The sequence below is a fragment of the Micromonospora sp. NPDC004540 genome, from assembly GCF_040610095.1.
In the GTDB taxonomy this organism is placed as follows: Bacteria; Actinomycetota; Actinomycetes; order Mycobacteriales; family Micromonosporaceae; genus Micromonospora.
Window position 1 is genome coordinate 38128 of record NZ_JBEXLR010000021.1, and the last position, 17636, is coordinate 55763.

At 73.3% G+C, this 17636-nt stretch carries 17 protein-coding genes; 12 read left to right on the forward strand and 5 right to left on the reverse strand.

What is annotated here, in order from left to right:
- Positions 1-26 precede the first annotated feature (26 nt).
- Positions 27-809, forward strand: a complete 783-nt coding sequence (locus ABZV78_RS10370) for an aldo/keto reductase (protein WP_355637276.1) — start codon at positions 27-29, stop codon at positions 807-809.
- Between the two features lie 37 nt (positions 810-846).
- Positions 847-1248 (forward strand): hypothetical protein, encoded by a 402-nt coding sequence (locus ABZV78_RS10375; RefSeq protein WP_355637278.1) that lies wholly within the window; start codon positions 847-849, stop codon positions 1246-1248.
- Positions 1249-1299: 51 nt separating this feature from the next.
- On the opposite strand, the gene ABZV78_RS10380 is transcribed toward ABZV78_RS10375, so the two are convergent.
- Positions 1300-2424: a cellulose binding domain-containing protein gene (locus tag ABZV78_RS10380; protein WP_355637280.1), complete on the reverse strand. Its 1125-nt coding sequence runs from the start codon at positions 2422-2424 to the stop codon at positions 1300-1302.
- 342 nt (positions 2425-2766) lie between these two features.
- Here ABZV78_RS10380 and ABZV78_RS10385 point away from each other — a divergent pair, with 342 nt between their 5' ends.
- From ABZV78_RS10385 to ABZV78_RS10395, 3 genes are all read left to right on the forward strand, one after another.
- On the forward strand, positions 2767-3873 hold the full coding sequence (locus ABZV78_RS10385) for an FAD-dependent monooxygenase (RefSeq protein WP_355637282.1): 1107 nt from the start codon (positions 2767-2769) through the stop codon (positions 3871-3873).
- Between the two features lie 129 nt (positions 3874-4002).
- On the forward strand, positions 4003-5760 hold the full coding sequence (gene ctaD / locus ABZV78_RS10390; protein WP_355637284.1) for a cytochrome c oxidase subunit I: 1758 nt from the start codon (positions 4003-4005) through the stop codon (positions 5758-5760).
- A 150-nt stretch (positions 5761-5910) separates the two neighbouring features.
- Positions 5911-6072: a hypothetical protein gene (locus tag ABZV78_RS10395; protein WP_355637286.1), complete on the forward strand. Its 162-nt coding sequence runs from the start codon at positions 5911-5913 to the stop codon at positions 6070-6072.
- A gap of 133 nt (positions 6073-6205) precedes the next feature.
- On the opposite strand, the gene ABZV78_RS10400 is transcribed toward ABZV78_RS10395, so the two are convergent.
- The 4 genes from ABZV78_RS10400 to ABZV78_RS10415 form a co-directional block, all read right to left on the reverse strand.
- Positions 6206-7423 carry an MFS transporter gene (locus tag ABZV78_RS10400; protein ID WP_355637288.1) on the reverse strand — a complete coding sequence of 406 codons (1218 nt, stop codon included), beginning with the start codon at positions 7421-7423 and terminating at the stop codon, positions 6206-6208.
- A gap of 64 nt (positions 7424-7487) precedes the next feature.
- Complete coding sequence (locus ABZV78_RS10405) at positions 7488-8069, reverse strand: isochorismatase family protein (RefSeq protein WP_355637290.1); 582 nt, start codon at positions 8067-8069, stop codon at positions 7488-7490.
- A 13-nt stretch (positions 8070-8082) separates the two neighbouring features.
- A complete protein-coding gene (locus ABZV78_RS10410) occupies positions 8083-9369 on the reverse strand; it encodes a nicotinate phosphoribosyltransferase (RefSeq protein WP_355637292.1) in 1287 nt (428 codons plus the stop codon).
- A gap of 16 nt (positions 9370-9385) precedes the next feature.
- A complete protein-coding gene (locus ABZV78_RS10415) occupies positions 9386-12064 on the reverse strand; it encodes a LuxR C-terminal-related transcriptional regulator (RefSeq protein WP_355637294.1) in 2679 nt (892 codons plus the stop codon).
- Positions 12065-12264: 200 nt separating this feature from the next.
- Here ABZV78_RS10415 and ABZV78_RS10420 point away from each other — a divergent pair, with 200 nt between their 5' ends.
- The 7 genes from ABZV78_RS10420 to ABZV78_RS10450 all read left to right on the forward strand — a co-directional run bounded on the left by ABZV78_RS10420 (position 12265) and on the right by ABZV78_RS10450 (position 17634).
- The gene (locus tag ABZV78_RS10420; RefSeq protein WP_355637296.1) at positions 12265-13830 is read left to right on the forward strand and encodes a hypothetical protein; all 1566 of its coding nucleotides are present in this window, start codon (positions 12265-12267) and stop codon (positions 13828-13830) included.
- A gap of 115 nt (positions 13831-13945) precedes the next feature.
- Positions 13946-14236 carry an ATP-dependent Clp protease adapter ClpS gene (gene clpS / locus ABZV78_RS10425; protein WP_091269570.1) on the forward strand — a complete coding sequence of 97 codons (291 nt, stop codon included), beginning with the start codon at positions 13946-13948 and terminating at the stop codon, positions 14234-14236.
- Complete coding sequence (locus ABZV78_RS10430; RefSeq protein WP_355637298.1) at positions 14233-14736, forward strand: DUF2017 domain-containing protein; 504 nt, start codon at positions 14233-14235, stop codon at positions 14734-14736. The genes clpS and ABZV78_RS10430 overlap by 4 nt, the downstream gene beginning before the upstream one ends.
- A 55-nt stretch (positions 14737-14791) precedes the next feature.
- Positions 14792-15277 carry a M67 family metallopeptidase gene (locus ABZV78_RS10435; RefSeq protein ID WP_355637300.1) on the forward strand — a complete coding sequence of 162 codons (486 nt, stop codon included), beginning with the start codon at positions 14792-14794 and terminating at the stop codon, positions 15275-15277.
- Positions 15278-15348: 71 nt separating this feature from the next.
- On the forward strand, positions 15349-15684 hold the full coding sequence (locus ABZV78_RS10440; RefSeq protein ID WP_254331931.1) for a MoaD family protein: 336 nt from the start codon (positions 15349-15351) through the stop codon (positions 15682-15684).
- Positions 15685-15696: 12 nt separating this feature from the next.
- The gene (locus ABZV78_RS10445; protein ID WP_355637302.1) at positions 15697-16662 is read left to right on the forward strand and encodes a pyridoxal-phosphate dependent enzyme; all 966 of its coding nucleotides are present in this window, start codon (positions 15697-15699) and stop codon (positions 16660-16662) included.
- A gap of 225 nt (positions 16663-16887) precedes the next feature.
- The gene (locus ABZV78_RS10450) at positions 16888-17634 is read left to right on the forward strand and encodes an MBL fold metallo-hydrolase (RefSeq protein WP_355637304.1); all 747 of its coding nucleotides are present in this window, start codon (positions 16888-16890) and stop codon (positions 17632-17634) included.
- Positions 17635-17636: the final 2 nt, after the last annotated feature.

Genomic DNA, 17636 nt, shown 5'->3' on the forward strand with positions numbered 1-17636 from the left:
CGGCCAACACGGGTAGAAGCGTCGGTATGGACCTCGACCAGCCCACCGTCCCGCTCACCGGCGACGTCCGGATGCCGCTGCTCGGCTTCGGCACCTGGCAGGCCACCGGCGAGGCCGGGTACGACGCCGTGCTCGCCGCGCTCGACGCCGGTTACCGGCACATCGACACCGCCACGATGTACGGCAACGAGAAGGAGGTCGGCCGGGCGGTCAAGGAGAGCGGGCTGCGCCGCGAGGACCTCTTCATCACCACGAAGCTGCCGCCGGACCGGGTGGGCCGGGAACGGGAGACCATCGAGGCGAGCCTCGCCGCCCTGGACACCGACCACGTCGACCTGTGGCTGATCCACTGGCCGCCGTCCGCGGCCGCCGACAGCATCCCCGTCTGGCGCGAGATGCTCGCCGCCCGCGACGAGAACCTGACCCGGGCCGTCGGGGTGAGCAACTACAGCATCAGCGAGATCGACGAGCTGATCCAGGCCACCGAGGAGACCCCGGCGGTCAACCAGATCCGCTGGAGCCCGTCCCTGTACGACCGGCAGGTGCACGCCGCCCACCGGGACCGGGGGGTGGTGCTCGAGGGCTACAGCCCGTTCAAGACCAGCGACCTCTCCAACCCGGTGCTGGTCCGGATCGCCCAGGCGCACGACGTCTCGCCGGCGCAGGTCGTGCTGCGCTGGCACATCGACCACGAGATCGTGGTCATCCCGAAGTCGGTCACCCCGGACCGGATCCGGGCCAACGCCGACGTGTTCCGCTTCTCGCTCACCGCCGAGGAGATGCGCGACATCGACGCCCTCGGCCACTGAGGGCCGCACCCTGGCGCGCAGCCGTTACAGTGCTGCGGTGTTCGACCGGCTGCGAGACCTCGGGACCGTTCGGTCCTGGTGGGGGTTGTCCGTCCCGGTGGCCGCCCGCGTCCTCACCGCCGCCCAGCTCCGCGGGCTGGTCGAGACCGAGCTGGCAAGCGGCTTCGGCCGGCGCGTCAGAGACCTGCCGGTCGAGCCGGACCTGGAGTACCTGCTGTTCCCGCATACGCCCGAGCTGTCTCCGGTGCCGTCCTGGAAGTGCGTCGCGGTCGTGCTTCCTGCCGGCGGCGTGCTGGTGCCTGGCTCCGGCCGGAAGATCCGGTACGGCCACCTGGACGTCTCGGTCGAGGAACTGCGCCGGCTGCCACGCGCGAGCCGGCGACGGCGGGACGAACTGCTGCACTGGCTGGCATACGAGGCGGCCTGGCGACGGCGCTGAGCGGAGGGGTGCGATCCGGTTCGGACCGCACCCCATGGTCGCTCGGCCCGCTCAGACGCGGGTGCAGGCCGCCCCGTTGAGGGTGAAGCTGGAGGGCGTGGAGAACGCGCCGTTCAGCGTCGCCTGGTAGCCGAAGCTCGTCGAGGCTCCGGGGGCCAGCGTGCCGTTGTAGCTCAGGTTCCGGGCGGTCACCGCGGACCCGCTCTGCGTCACGGTGGCGTTCCACGAGCCGGTGATGGTCTGCCCGGACGGCAGGTTGTAGTTCAGGGTCCAGCCGTTGACGGTGCCGGAGCCGGTGTTGGTGACCGTCACGTCGGCGGTGAAGCCGTTGTTCCAGACGTTTGTCGTGTACTTCACCGAGCAGCCGGCGTTGCCCGGCGGCGGGGTGGTGGCCGGCGGCGTGGTCGGCGTGGTGCCGCCGGTGTTGACGCTCTGCGAGAACGAGTTGACCGCCAGGCCGACGCCGCCCTGCCACGGCTCGAAGCCGGCCTGGATGCTGGTCAGGTACCAGTCGCTGGTGATCGCGCCCCGGCTCTTCGTGTCGTTGATGAACGCCATCGCGTCGAAGCTCATGCTGGGGATCGCCGACGGGGCCACGTACGAGATGACGTTGTTCGAGCCGTTGCTGCCCCGCCAGACGTCCCAGGTCCGGCCGGCCACGCTCGCGGTGCCCACCGACGAGCCGATCGGCTGGATCGGGCCCTGCCGGTTGAGCCAGATCATGATCTCCATCTGGTTCACCCCGTCCCTCTTCGGCGACGGGTCGAGCCAGATGTCGTACGCGGCGTCGTAGATCGCGCCGCTGACGTAGTTGTAGCTGATGCTGGCCGGCGCGCTGCTGATGCTCTTCACCTGCACCGGCAGGTTGGTGCCGGGCGAGCAGTTCGTGTAGTGGCAACCCACGAAGACCGACGGGTACGAGACCGGCGCGCCGCTTGTCGATCCGACGCCGTCCTGGCGGGTGATCGAGAAGCCGGTGGAGGTCACGTTGATGCACTGCTGGGCGCTGGTGCCCCAGCGGTTGTTCTGGACGACGTACTTGCCGCCGATGGTGGTCGACCCGTACTGCTCGCAGATCTGGGTGTCGGCGGAGGCGTTGCCGCCGAGCGCGACGGCGACGATCGAGCCGGCGGCCAGCAGGCCGGCCGCCACGAGGGCCCTCAGTGGACGCTTCATGATGCTCCTTGGCTCGGCGCGGGCGGCGCCGGTTCGTGTCGGGGGATGCGGCCGGGAGCGCTCCCAAGCCGGGGACAATACATTTGCATGTCTGAAACTGACGCGCAACCACACCGACCGATCCGATTGTTTCGGCAACCGCCCGTGAGCGACTGGTAGCTGACTGCTGCGGCGGCCGGTGCCCGGCTCACCCGGTCGGGGCGGGATTCCCGCCGGTGGGAGGGCTCCCGGTCGCTGACCGGGCGTCGACGCCAGGGCCGATGGGCACTTCCCCCCGTTGGTTGCGGCGAGTAATGTCTTGCCTCCAACGCGTTCCGAACCCCTCCGGAGGCGTACCCCACGATGGGTGGTTCCCCCCTGCGCATCCTCGTCGTCGGCGCGGGCATCGCCGGTCTCGCCGTGGCCCGGGCGCTGCGCCTGGCGGGGTTCCGCCCCGACGTGACCGAGAAGCTGCCCCCGACCGAGCGCGCCGACATCGGCCTCTACCTCCCGGGCAACGCGGCCCGGGCGCTGCGCCGGCTCGACCTCGACGGACCGGTACGCCCGCTCGGCGAGGTGATCCACCGGCAGCGCTTCCTGGACGCCACCGGCGCGCCGCTCTGCGAGGTCGACCTCGACGCGCTGTGGGCCGGGGTGGGGGAGTGCCGCGCGCTGCCCCGCGCCGAGCTGCACCGGGTGCTGCTGACCGGGGCCGGCGGCGCCGTTCGGCACGGGGCCGAGGTCAGCACCGTCGAGCCGCTGCCCGGCGGCGTCGCGGTCGGCTTCACCGACGGCACCAGCGGCGAGTACGACCTGGTCATCGGCGCCGACGGCCCCCGCTCGGCGGTGCGTACCCTGGCCGCGCTCGGCGGCCCGCCCCGCCCCGCCGGCCAGGTGGTCTACCGCAGCGTGGTGCGCGGCGGCCCCCGCGTGGCCGACTGGACGGCCCTGCTCGGCCAGCGCGCCGGCTTCCTGGTCGTGCCGCTCGGCGCCGGCCGGCTGCACTGCTACGCCGACGAGGCCGGCACCAGCCTGCCCGCCGACCCGCTGGCCCGGCTGCACGAGCTGTTCGGCGACTACGGCGGCCCGGTCCCCGAGGTGCTCGCCGCCCTGGAGGCGGTGGACGTGGAGCTCACCACGGAGGTCGAGCTGGGGCGCTGGTTCCACGGCCGGGTGCTGCTCGTCGGTGACGCCGCTCACGCCACCGCGCCGACGCTCTCCCAGGGCGCCGCCATGGCGCTGGAGGACGCCGTCGTGCTCGCCGAGTCGCTGAAGGCCGCCGGCAGCGTCGAGGCCGCCCTGCTGGCGTACGAGAGTCGCCGCCGCCCGCGTACCCGCTGGGTGCGGGACCGGACCCGGGACCGCAACCGCACCCGCGACGTGCCGCCGGCGCTGCGCGACCCGTTGCTGCGCGGGCGTGGCGGACGGATCTTCCAGGAGCACTACCGGCTGCTGACCGGCCCGCTGTAGAAGCGGCGGTGATCGTAGCCGCCCACCCCACGCGGCGGGGCCACCTTCCGGGGACTATCCTCCTTGCGGATGACGGCCGCGCAGATGAACAGCGCGCCGAGCGGGACAACCCAGAACCGGAGGCCACTCGTGACCACCGTCGCACCCAAGCCGGTCGTGACCCGGCCCTGGCCGGTCCGCGAGCCGGTCAAGGGGTCGGCAATCGCGCGGCTGCTGCGCACCACGGACGCGAAGCAGATCGGGATCATGTACATGGTCACCGCGTTCGCGTTCTTCATGATCGGTGGGCTGATGGCCCTGATCATGCGCGCCGAGCTGGCGCGGCCGGGCCTGCAGTTCCTGTCGCCCGAGCAGTACAACCAGCTCTTCACCATGCACGGCACGATCATGCTGCTGTTCTTCGCGACGCCGATCGTGTTCGCCTTCGCGAACTACGTGGTGCCGCTGCAGATCGGCGCGCCCGACGTGTCGTTCCCCCGACTGAACGCCTTCGCCTACTGGCTGTACCTGTTCGGCGGCACCATGGCCACCGCCGGCTTCATCAGCCCGGGCGGTGCGGCCGACTTCGGCTGGACGGCGTACACGCCGCTGAGCACCGCCGAGCACGCGCCGGGCGTCGGCGCGAACATGTGGGTGGTCGGCCTGGCCATCTCCGGTCTGGGCACCATCCTCGGCGCGGTCAACCTGATCACCACGATCCTGACCCTGCGCGCCCCCGGCATGACCATGTTCCGGATGCCGATCTTCACCTGGAACATGCTGGTCACCAGCCTGCTCGCGATCCTGGTCTTCCCGCTGCTGGCCGCCGCGCTCTTCGCGCTCGCCGCGGACCGCCTGATCGGCGCTCACGTGTACGACCCCGCCACCGGCGGCCCGATGCTCTGGCAGCACCTGTTCTGGTTCTTCGGGCACCCCGAGGTCTACATCATCGCGCTGCCGTTCTTCGGCATCATCACCGAGATCATCCCGGTCTTCTCCCGGAAGCCGATCTTCGGTTACAAGGGCCTGGTGGCCGCGACCATCGCCATCGCCGCCCTGTCGATGAGCGTCTGGGCGCACCACATGTTCGCCACCGGCCAGGTGCTGCTGCCGTTCTTCAGCTTCCTCAGCTACCTGATCGCCGTGCCGACCGGCATGAAGTTCTTCAACTGGATCGGCACCATGTGGCGGGGCCAGATCACCTTCGAGACGCCGATGCTCTTCGCGGTCGGCTTCCTGGTGACCTTCCTCTTCGGTGGCCTGACCGGTGTGCTGCTGGCCAGCCCGCCGCTGGACTTCCACCTGCACGACTCGTACTTCGTGGTGGCGCACTTCCACTACGTGCTCTTCGGCACCATCGTGTTCGCCGTCTTCGGCGGCATCTACTTCTGGTTCCCGAAGATGTTCGGCCGGATGCTCGACGAGCGGCTCGGCAAGATTCACTTCTGGCTGACCATGATCGGCTTCCACACCACCTTCCTCGTGCAGCACTGGCTCGGCGCCGAGGGCATGCCCCGCCGGTACGTCGACTACCTGCCCGGTGACGGCTTCACGTTCCTGAACACGCTTTCCACGGTCGGCGCCTTCATCACCGGCATCTCGACCCTGCCGTTCATCTGGAACTGCTGGAAGTCGTACAAGACCGGCCCGGTGGTCGAGGTCGACGACCCGTGGGGCCACGGCAACTCGCTCGAGTGGGCCACCAGCTCGCCGCCCCCGCTGCGGAACTTCGACCGGATGCCGCGGATCCGCTCCGAGCGGCCGGCGTTCGACCACAAGTTCCCGGAGCTGGCCGCCGGCCACTCCCTGGCCGGCCCGCCCGAGGGTGGCGCCAAGCCGCTGACCAGCGAGTCCGACGGTGGCGCCAGCTACCAGGAGGACACCGAGGGCCGGCTCGACAAGAGCTGACCCGCACCAACCGCCCGATGGGCGCCGCACCCACTGGGGGCGGCGCCCGTCGCCGTATTCGGCCCCTCCGTGGACGGGCCGAGCTGACGCAACCCGGCCCGGTCGGTCACCGGACCGGCGGCGCTCCCTTTCGGCGTATCCTCCGGCCTCGTGGACAACGACAACGGAGCTGATCCGACCCCGCCGCCCAGCTGGCCCGCCGGCCTGATCGACGCCTTGGCGGCCCTGGTCGCCGCCGAGCTCGGCGAGCCCGCGCCCGTGCGCCGCCCGGCCTGTCGCCCCGTGCCGACCAGTCGGCGTCGCCGACCCTGACCGCTCCGCCTGCTCCACGAACGAAGCCCCCGCCGCCGGACCGCGCCCGGCTGCAGGGGCTTTCGTCGTTCACACGCAGGGTCGGTCGCAGCGTGTGGTGGGAACCGGTCGCGTCGCGGCTGGCGAGCGGGAGTCAGGGGAGGGCGGGGGCGAGTTCGGGTTCGGGGGTGGTGGTGGCAGCCGCGGCGCGGCGGTGGCGGAGTTCGATCGGCAGGACGGCCAGGGCGACCAGCACGCCGATCGCGCCGGTCACCGCGAACCCCCAAGCCGGCGCCGAGGCGTCGATCACCGCGCCGGCCAGCGGCGCGCCGAGCGCGATGCCGACGGTGACGGCCGAGCCGTGCAGGCCCATGGCCTCGCCGCGGACGCCGGCCGGGGCGAGCCGGCTCACCGCGTCGGAGGTCGAGGCGATGGAGGGCGCGCAGAGGGCGCCGGCCGGGACGAGCGCCAGGCAGAGCAGCCACCAGTGCGCCCCGCCCAGCCCGACCGGGATGGTGGTCAGGCTCAGCGCCGCCACCAGGGCCAGCGGGGAGAGCGAGCGGGTGACCGCCCCGTACGCGAAGCCACCCACCAGCGAGGCGACCGCCCACATGGCCAGGACGGCGCCGGTCCAGCCGACCTCGCCGCCCTCGCGCAGCACGGCAACCACCGCTACGTCGGTGCCGCCGAGCACCAGGGTGGCGGCCAGGCTGACCGCCAGCACGGCGAGCAGCCGCGGGGTGAGCCACTCCCGCCGGGGCACCTTGCGGGCCGGACCGGCCGGCTCGTCGGCGGCGCGGGTGGGCGGGTCGAGCAGCCAGAAGCAGATGCCGGAGGCGACGATCCCGGCGCCGACCGCCCACATGGTGAGGCGGGGCGACACGGCGGCGGCCATGGCCACGGCCAGCGCGGGGCCGACCATGAACGAGAGCTCCACCGACATCGAGTCGAGGGCGTACGCGGGGCGGCGCCGCTCGGCCGGCACCAGCGCGGCGACCGACTGGCGGACCACCGAGAAGACCGGCAGGGCGAGCAGCCCGGCCAGGAACGCGGTGGGCAGCAGCACAGGGTAGGACAAGCTCGGCGCGCTGGCCCAGAAGACGCCCTCGGCGACCGTGGTGAGCAGCAGCACCGGGCGCAGCCCGCGCCGGTCGACCAGCCGGCCGAGCAGCGGGGAGCCGAGCGCGGCGCCGACGGTGGAGGCGGCGCCGACGAGCCCGGCCGCGCCGTAGCCGCGACCGAGGTCGAGCACGACGTGGAAGGTGAGCGTCACGCCGGTCGCGGTGAGCGGGATGCGCGCCAGCACCGAGATCAGCAGCAACGACCGCAGACCGGGCAGGGCGAGTGCCTCCCGGTAAGGCTTCAAGTTCACGACGGTCCGTACCTCCGGCCGCCATCCTCGACCGGGGGTACGACAGCCGCAACCAATTACCTGCTCAAGCGGTCCTGATCACAGGTTCGCCGACCAGGGTGACCCCGGCGCCGTCGAGTGCCCGCAGCGCCACGTCCAGCGTGTCGGGCGCGACGGCGGCGGTCAGGTCCAGCAGCACGGTGGTCCGGAAGCCCTCCTGGGCGGCGTCCAGGGCGGTGGCCCGGACGCAGTGGTCGGTGGCGATGCCGACCACGTCGACCCGGTCGACGTCGTGCCGGCGCAGCCAGTCGGCCAGGCACTCGCCGTCGTCGGCATGCCCCTCGAAACCGGAGTACGCGGCCGCGTGCTCGCCCTTGTGGAAGATCACCTCCACCCGGTCGGTCACCAGGTCGGGGTGGAAATCGGAGCCGGAGGTGCCCACCACGCAGTGCCGGGGCCAGGAGTCGACGTAGTCCGGCGGATCGCCGAAGTGGGCGCCCGGGTCGATGTGGTAGTCCTTCGTCGCGACCACGTGGTCCCAGCGCTGCGGTTCGGCGGCGAGCAGCCGGGAGATGCCGGCCGCGACGCCCGCCCCGCCGGTCACCGGCAGCGAGCCGCCCTCGCAGAAGTCGTTCTGCACGTCCACGACGATCAAGGCGTTGGCCATCGGATCGCTCCTCTCAGCTCGCGGGTACGACGGTCACCGGGACGGCCGGGTCGCCGCCGGAGAGCTTGAGCCCCTCCCACGGGATGGAGATCAGGCACTGCCGCAGGTGCTCTCGGGACTCGTCGAGGCTGGGCAGCGCCACCGGCTCGCCCTCGACCACGAACGAGCGCTGGAGCAGGCGGTCGTTGGGCTGCCGGTCCGGCACCCCCTGCGGCACGATGACCTCCTCGGTGGCGGTGCCGGTCGGCTTGTGCCGGCGGACGGCCACCTTCCGGCCGCCGATGGTGGCCTTGTGCTCGGAGCGCTTGACCACCGGGCGCCCCTCCACCTCGACCAGCTTGTAGACCAGGCCGGCGGTGGGCGCGCCCGAGCCGGTCACCACGGCGGTGCCCGCTCCGTACATGTCGACCGGCTCGGCGGCGAGCGAGGCGATCGCGTACTCGTCGAGGTCGCCGGAGACGATGATCTTCGTCTCGGTGGCGCCGAGCGAGTCGAGCAGCTCGCGGGACTGCTGGGCGATCACCGCGAGGTCACCCGAGTCGATCCGGACCGCCCGCAGCTCCGGCCCGGCCACCGCGATGGCGTTGCGGATGCCCTGGCTGATGTCGTAGGTGTCGACCAGCAGCGTGGTGTCCTTGCCCAGCGTGGCGACCTGCGAGGCGAACGCCGCCTGCTCGTCGTCGTGCAGCAGCGTGAAGGCGTGCGCGGCGGTGCCGGCGGTGGGGATGCCGTAGCGCTGGCCGGCGGCCAGGTTGGAGGTGAACCGGAACCCGGCCAGGTAGGCCGCCCGGGCGGCGGCCACCGCGGCCCCCTCGTGCGCCCGGCGGGAGCCCATCTCGATCAGCGCCCGGCCGCGGGCGGCGGTGACCATCCGGGCCGCCGCGGCGGCCACCGCGCAGTCGTGGTTGAGCACCGACAGCACCAGCGTCTCCAGCACCACGCACTCGGCGAAGGTGCCGGAGACCGTGAGGATCGGCGAGCCGGGGAAGAACAGCTCGCCCTCGGCGTACCCGTCGACGTCGCCGCTGAAGCGGTAGTCGGCCAGCCACTGGGCGGCCCGGTCGTCCACCACGCCGGTGCGGCGCAGGAACTCGATCTCGTCGGAGTCGAACCGGAAGTCGCGGATCAGGTCGATCAGCCGGCCGGTGCCGGCGACCACGCCGTAGCGGCGGCCGGCCGGCAGCCGCCGGCTGAACACCTCGAAGACGCAGCGACGATCGGCCGTGCCGTCCCGCAGGGCGGCGCTGACCATGGTCAGCTCGTAGTGGTCGGTCAGCAGCGCGGGGCGAAGGGTGCTCACCGCCTCAGCCTAGAGTTCAGGCGGGATCCGTGCCGTCGTGGCCCGGCATCGACCGCAGCGCGGCCCGCAGCTCCGTCCGGCCGGCCACCCCGAGCTTGCTGTAGACCCGCTGGAGGTGGTTCTCCACGGTGCGGGTGGACAGGAAGAGCCGCTCGGCGATGGTGCGGCTGGTCACGCCGTCGGCAGCGAGCCGGGCGACCTCCCACTCGCGCTCGGTGAGCGTCGGGCGGAGCAGCCGCAGCGCCGGCGTGGACATCTCGTCGCAGCGGCGGAGCAGGTCGGCGAGGCGCTCCCGGGCGGGGCCCGCGGCTCCGGCCCGGCGGCGGCCCATCCGGTGCAGCGCCATCGCGGTCGCCTCGGCGGCGTAGACGGTCAGCTCCCGGGCGGCGAAGCCGTCGGCCACGGCGAGCAGTTCGTCGGGGCAGTCGTCGACGCTGGCGCGGGCGTACCGGGCGACCAGCGGCGGCAGCACCCCGTCGACCTGCTCGGAGAGCTCGGCCACGCGCTGCGCCACGCTCCGCCGGCCGCCGTCGGTGCAGGTCGGCCCGACCGCCGCGGTGGCCTGGTCGAACCGGACCAGGTCGAGCAGCACGAGCAGCTCGTGCCCGGCCAGGCCGTCCTCGCGCAGCCGGTCGGCGAGCGCGCAGAGGTGCTTGGTGGCCGCCGGCAGGTCGCCGGCCGCCGCGTGCACCGCGCCCCGGGCCTGCTCCAGCCAGGGGTAGAGCACGGCCATCCCGGGCGCGTGGGTCCGGTCCGCCTCGGCCATCGCCTCCACCGCGTGCGTCGCGTCGCCGCGCAGCGCCGCCGCCTGGGCGCGCTCGGCGTGCGCCAGGCCGGCGTAGACCCGGCTGGTCGCGAGCACGGCGCAGGCGCCGAGGCTGGTCTTCAGCGCCTCGTCGCCGCGCCCGCGCAGCCGCGCCGCGTACGCCTTGAGGATGGCCAGGTAGCCGGTGCCGAGCCGGAAGTCACCGGCGCCGGCCAGGTCGGCGAACTCGTCGGCGACGATCGCGTCGATGCCGGCCAGGTCGCCGGAGAGCGCCAGCCGGGTGCCCCGGGCCAGTTCCATGGCGAGTTGGAGGTAGGGCATGTCGCCCCGCCAGTACGCCGCCTCGGCCTGCACCCGGGCGACGGCGGTGGCGCTGCGCCGGTACTGCCCCTGTGCGGCGTGGAGGTGCGCGAGGGTGCTGCGGGCCAGCTCGCGCGCGGCCGTCGGGGCGGCCGGCCGGTCGAGCACCGCCTGGGCCAGCCGGACCGCGGCGTCGGTGTCCAGCCGGTGCAGCCGCATGATCGCCTCGAAGGCGCGGACCCGGGCCCGGTCGGCGGGGTCGGTCAGCTCGGCGGCCCGCGCGGCGATCTCCTCCACGGTGGACTCCCGGCTGAGGCCCCAGTAGCTGACCATGCCCCGGGCGGTCAGCCAGCGGCCGCGCCGCCGGTCGTCCTGGATCTCCCCGGCGACCTGGTCGAGGACCTCGACGGCCTCCTCCGGCCGGTCCGCGAACATGAGGATGGTGGCGAGCAGTTCGGCGGCGTCCGAGCCGCCCCCGCCGTCCAGCGCCGCCCGGGCGAGCCGGGTGGCCAGCGGCACGTCGTACCGGCCGAAGGCCTGGGCGGCCGCGTCGAGCAGCAGGGCCGGGTCCTGCGCCGTGCCGGAGTCGAGCCGCCACACCGCGACCCGCAGCAGGTCGTCGCGGCGCCGCTTGCCGACCCGTTCCAGCAGCCCGGCCAGGGTGGCCTGGAGCCGGCGGGTACGGCTGACCGGGCACTGCCGGCGCATCACCTCGCCGTAGAGCGGGTGGGCGAGGCGGACGTTCAGCCGCCGGTCGTCGCGCACCATGGAGATCAGGCCACGCTCCTCGGCGACCTCCACGTCGGCCGGGTCGACCGCCTGCTCCAGCAGTTGCAGGCCGAGCGGCTCGCCGAACGCGACCAGCTCGACCACCGCCCGCACGCCCGGCGTGAGCTGGCCGATCCGGGTGTCGATCAGGTCGGTGAGGCTGGGCGCCAGTTCGAGGCGGCCGGTCCACTTCCAGATCCCGTACGTCCGGCTCAGCTCGTCGCCGCCGGAGGCGGCCAGCACCAGTTCGCGCAGCAGCAGCGGGTTGCCGGCGGAGAGCCGGAACAGCCGCTCGGAGGAGCCGGCGTCGACCGGCCCGCCGAGGATCGCGGCGAGCAGCCCGGTGGTCTCGTTCGGGCCGAGCGGCTCCAGCTCGACGAGGTCGACCAGGTCGTCGGTCCACAGAGCGCGGATCGGCAGCGGGATCTGCTCGCCGTTGCGCAGCGTGCCGACCACCGTGGCGTTCTCCGAGCGGGCGATGAGGTGCGCCAGCGCCGCCGACGGCGGGTCGAGCAGGTGCGCGTCGTCGATCGCCAGCACGATCGGCCGGCCGGCGGCCTGCTCCTGGAGCACGTCGACCGCCCAGCGCAGGACGCCGGCGGGGGAGAGGCCCTGCGGCTGCGCGGCCGGGAGCACCTGGACCAGCCCGCCGAACGGCAGGGCGGCGGTGGTGGCGCTGGCCGCGACGGACCAGATCGCGTAGCGGTCCGTGGAGAGGGCGGCGACCCCCTCGCGCAGCAGCCGGCTCTTGCCCACCCCGGCTTTGCCGCTGAAGAACAGCCCGCGTCCCTCCGGACCGCCGACCGCCGACAACAGGCGGTTGAGTTCATCCGTTCGGCCGACGAAGTCCCACCGACTCATCGGTGCAGCATATAGACGGTGTTCCGTCCGCGTGTACACCGTCACGCAGCGAAGTTGAGTAATCTGTCGATTACTCGTGAGTATCGGATGTGTTCGGTGTCGGATCCGCGACAGCCGTACTCTTCCGGCATCCCCCCTGCGACCAGGGAATTTCCACGCGACCGGACCGCAACCCGGCCGCCTGACCGGGAGACCACCTGATGAAGCCAGGTCCACTCCCCTCGGTCGACGTGCCCGAACCGGGCGAGCTGGCCGAGCCGCCCCGCTGCGCGCCGTTGCCCACCCGGCTCGGGGTGACGGAGCCGGGGCCGGACGAGCCGCTGGCCGTCGTCGTCACCGGCCCGGCCGGCGCCGGCCGGCGCGAGCTGCTCGCCGGCCTGCTCGGGCTGGACCCGGGGATGCTCGCCGTGCCCGCCGGCAGCCACCTTCTCGTCCACCACGCCAAGGCGTCCACCCGGGCCGCCTACGTGCCGGGCTACCGCCAGCCGCACTCCTACGGCGCCGACCCGCTCGCCGCCGGCCCGGCGCTGGCCCGCCCGCCGCGCCGGGTGGAGCTGAGCCTGCCGGACCCGCTGCTGCGGCACTTCGCCGTGCTGGACACGCCGGACACCGGTTCCCTCGGCGTGGCCGGCGGCCGCGTGCTGCTCGACGCGGCGGGGCGGGCCGGAGCCCTGCTCTTCGTGATCTCCGCCGACCAGGCGTTCAGCGCGGCCGAGCTGCACCTGCTTTCCGAGGTGGCGCGCACCCGGGTCGAGGTGTTCTTCGCCGTCACCCCCGGCGTGGCCGGCTGGGCGGCGCCGGCGGACGGCACGACGACGGACGACACGGGGGCGTCCGGGTCGTCGGCCGGCCGATCCGGCCCGCCCGGCCCCGCCGCCCGCGGCTACGACCCGGTGGACGTCTCCGTCGCGGCGCACCGGGCCGCGCTGCTGGCCGCGGTGCCCGCGCTCGCCCCGGCCGGCTGGTTCCCGGCCCGCCAGGGCGAGCACTCGGTGCTGCGCCGCGCGCTGGTCGGCTGGGCCGCCGACGAGGGGCTGCGCCGGGCCAGTTCCCGCCCGCCCGAGCCGCCCGGCGCGCACGGCCGGGTGCCCGTGGTGGCCGGCGCCGAGCCGGCCGACCTCACCGACCGGATCGACCGCCAGGCCCGCTCGTGCGCCCAGCGGATCCGCCAGCACCTCGCCCTGGAGTTGGCCAACGTCCACCTCCGGGTGGTGCAGGAGATCGTCTTCGGGGTGGGCTGCGCCGGCCTGCCGCAGCTGCTCGACCGCGAGATGGAGGCGCTGTCGCTGCTCGCCACCGCGCAGTGCGACGAGGCGGTCCGGGGCATCGTCGACGAGGCGGCCGCCCGGGTCTTCGGCGCGCCGCTCGCCGAGGGGGTACGCCGGCGGATCGTGCACGCCGTCCGCTGGGGCCTGGCCGACCACCCGGACGGCCGGGAGCTGGACCGCGTGCTCCTGGTCACCAGCACCGCCGGGGTGGCCGGGCTGGCCGGCGCCGGCGCGCTCGACGCGCTGGCCGGCTACCCGGACGCCGAGCGCGACGAGGCGCTCCCGCCCGTCGGCGTGGCCCTCAACGGCGGGTGCTGGCAGCACTGGCGGGTCCCCGCCAACGCCGACCCGAACGCCGCCCGCTCCTGGGCTCAGCGGGCGCTGCGCGAGGTGGAGCTGGAGCTGTCCCGCCAGGTGTCCCGTCGCTTCGAGGTGATCCGCCTCTCGCTGGGCGCGGTCCTCACCGATGCTCTCGATCACGGCATCCTGCTCGCCTGAGGTGGGGGCCGCCGCACGGCCACCCGGGTCGGCGCACGCGGCCCGGGCGGGTGATCCCGACCGCCGCGCCGTTCCGGTTCATCGGTTCCCCGGATCCGGTGGCACGATGGGGGGCATGGCGGCTCCACAGGTTGCGCCGGTCGAGACGCCGGACACCGAAGAGGTGCCGGTCTCCGACCGGCCGTGGGTGACCATCGTCTGGGACGATCCGGTCAACCTGATGACGTACGTGACCTGGGTGTTCCAGAAGCTCTTCGGATACAGCCGGGAGAAGGCCGAGCAGCTCATGCTGGATGTGCACCACAAGGGCAAGGCGGTCGTCTCCAGCGGCGCCCGGGAGCGGATGGAGCACGACGCGTCGCAGCTGCACGCGTACGGCCTCTGGGCGACGGTGGACCGGTCATGAGCATGTTCCGTCGCGAGGGCGACCGCTACGTGGCCACCTTCGCGGTGGACGAGGTCCGGGTGCTGCGCAAGGTCGCCTCCGAGGTGGTCGGCCTGCTCACCGACGGCTTCGACCACGGCGACCCGGTGGTCGGGCGGCTCTTCCCCGAGGTCTACCCGGACGACGCCGCGGGCAGCGCGGAGTTCCGCCGCTACACCGAGGGCGACCTCAAGACCGGCAAGATCGACCAGGCCGGGGCGATCCTCGCCGGGCTGCCCGACGGCGAGGCCGGCGGCGAGGTGCGGCTGGACGCGGAGGCGGCCGAGGCGTGGCTGCGCGCGCTCAACGACGCCCGGCTGGCCATGGGCGTCCGGCTGGAGATCAAGGACGGCACCGACCTGGGCGAGGAGCTGGACGACGCGGTCGCCGAGGACCCCACCTCGTCGCGGGTGTTCCAACTGTCGGTCTACGCCTACCTGGGTTACCTCCAGGAATCCCTGCTCAACGCCCTGATCGACTGAGCCGTGACGGCCGCCACCTCGCGGCCTCGGACCGCCAGGCGCTAGGCTGGGCGGCGTGCTGAGCATCGACCGGTCGATCATCGACGCGATCGTCGCCCACGCGCGTCGGGACCACCCGGACGAGGCGTGCGGCGTGGTCGCCGGTCCCGCCGGCAGCGACACCCCGACCCGGCACATCCCGATGGACAACGCCGCCCGCTCCATGACCTTCTACGAGTTCGACTCGATGGAGCAGTTGCGGGTCTGGCGGGAGATGGACGACCGCGACGAGGAGCCGGTCGTCATCTACCACTCGCACACCGCGACGGAGGCCTACCCGTCCCGCACGGACGTCTCCTTCGCCGGGGAGCCGGGAGCGCACTACCTGCTCGTCTCGACCCGCGAGCCCCACACCGAGGAGATCCGCTCCTTCCGGATCGTCGACGGCGTGGTCACCGAGGAGCCGGTCGAGATCGTGGCCGCCGTGGACCCGCACGCCGTCCAGTCCTACATGTTCGGGCAGAGCCCGGCGACGGTCGACTACGAGTGTTCCGACCGCTGATTCTCCAGCGCCGGCACACCTTTTCTTCTTCCCGTCACCTGGCACGACCCGAACAAGGAGCACGAGACATCATGGCCATCGAGGTTCGCATCCCCACCATCCTGCGCAGCTACACCGGCGGCGCGAAGGTCGTCGAGGGCAGCGGCGACACCCTGGGCGACCTGCTCGCCGACCTGGACTCCCGGCACGCCGGCCTGCGGGCCCGGCTGGTCACCGACGCCGGCGCGCTGCACCGGTTCGTCAACGTCTACGTCAACGACGAGGACGTCCGCTTCCTCGGCGCGCTCGACGCCAAGCTCAACGACGGCGACAGCGTCACCATCCTGCCGGCCGTGGCCGGTGGCGCGTTCGGCTTCGCGGCCGCCGCCGCGATCGCCGGTCACCGCGCGGCCGTCGCCGCCCGCTGAGGGCGGGCGGCCATGGCGCGGTACGACAGCCTGCTCGACGCCTGCGGCGGCACGCCCTTGGTCGGGCTGCCCCGGCTCTCGCCGACGGTGCCCGACGGGGCGCCGCCGGTGCGGCTCTGGGCGAAGCTGGAGGACCGGAACCCGACCGGCAGCATCAAGGACCGGGCGGCCCTGTTCATGGTCCGCGCGGCCGAGGAGGCCGGCCGGCTCCGCCCTGGCGACACCATCCTGGAGCCGACCAGCGGCAACACCGGCATCTCGCTGGCCATGGTGGCCAAGCTGCGCGGCTACCGGCTGGTCTGCGTGATGCCGGAGAACGTCTCCACCGAGCGGATCCAGCTGCTCCGGATGTACGGCGCGGAGATCATCTTCTCGCCGGCCGCGGGCGGTTCGAACCAGGCCGTCGCCACCGCCAAGCAGATCGCCGCGGAGCACCCGGACTGGGTGATGCTCTACCAGTACGGCAACGAGGCGAACGCCCGGGCGCACTACGAGACGACCGGGCCGGAGCTGCTGCACGACCTGCCGACCATCACCCACTTCGTGGCCGGGCTGGGCACCACCGGCACCCTCATGGGCGCCGGGCGCTACCTGCGGGAGAAGGTCGACGGCATCCAGGTCGTCGCCGCCGAGCCCCGCTACGGCGAGCTGGTCTACGGGCTGCGCAACATCGACGAGGGCTACGTTCCTGAGCTCTACGACGCCAGCGTGCTCTCCCGGCGTTTCTCGGTGGGCACCCGGGACGCGGTGCTGCGGACCCGGCAGCTCGTCGAGGTGGAGGGGATCTTCGCCGGTTTCTCCACCGGGGCGATCCTGCACGCCGCCCTCGCGGTGGCGCACGAGGCGGTCCGCGACGGCCGCCGCGCCGACGTGGCCTTCGTGGTCGCCGACGGCGGCTGGAAGTACCTGTCGACCGGGGCGTACGGCGGCACCCTGACCGACGCCGAGGACGCCCTGGAGGGCCAGCTCTGGGCCTGACGGCCCGGTGGTCGGTTCGGTCTGCGCCCGCCCTGGACCGAACCGACCGTCACCTCCCGGGACCGGACGCGTGCGGGTGTCACGTTGATGACAACTTCCGGCAGTTGATTCTTGCCCGACCGGGCCGACGCGTAGGCTGCGCAGCGTGGTGAACGCGTCGGTAGAGATCATCGGCGGGGCGACCGCCGGCGTGTCGACTACCGAGCGTGAGATCGAGGCGACCGGATGCGACTGACCGTCCTCGGCTGCGCCGGCAGCTTTCCCGGGCCCGAGTCTCCCTGCTCCGCCTACCTGCTGGAGGCCGAGGGGTTTCGGCTCCTGATCGACTTCGGCTCGGGGTCGCTCTCCACCCTCCAGCGCTACGTCGGGCTGCACGCCCCGGACGCCATCCTCCTGACCCACCTGCACTGCGACCACATGCTCGACGCGGTCACCTACGTGGTGGTGCGCCGGTACGCCCCGGACGGCCCGTACCCGCCCCTGCCGATGTACGCCCCCTCCGGCGCGCCGGACCGGCTGGCCAGCGCCTACGGGCAGGAGGACAGCACGGTCGAGGACGTCTACCAGTTCTACGGCCTCCAGCCGGGCACCTTCCCGATCGGCCCGTTCACGGTCACCGTCGACCGGATGAACCACCCGGTCGAGACGTACGGGGTGCGGCTGGAGCAGGGCGGCCGGGTGTTCTGCTACTCCTCGGACACCGCACCCTGCGACGCGCTGCTGCGCCTGGCCCAGGGCGCCGACCTGTTCCTCTGCGAGGCCAGCTACCTCGACGGGGTGGAGAACCCGCCGGATCTGCACCTGACCGGCCGGGAGGCCGGCGAGGCGGCCACCAAGGCGGGGGTGGGCCGGCTGCTGCTCACCCACCTCGTCCCCGCCTGGGGCAGCGAGTCGCACACCGTGGAGTCAGCGGCCGGGGCCTACACCGGGCCGCTCGAGGTGGTCCGCGCCGGCGCCTCCTACGAGGTCTGACC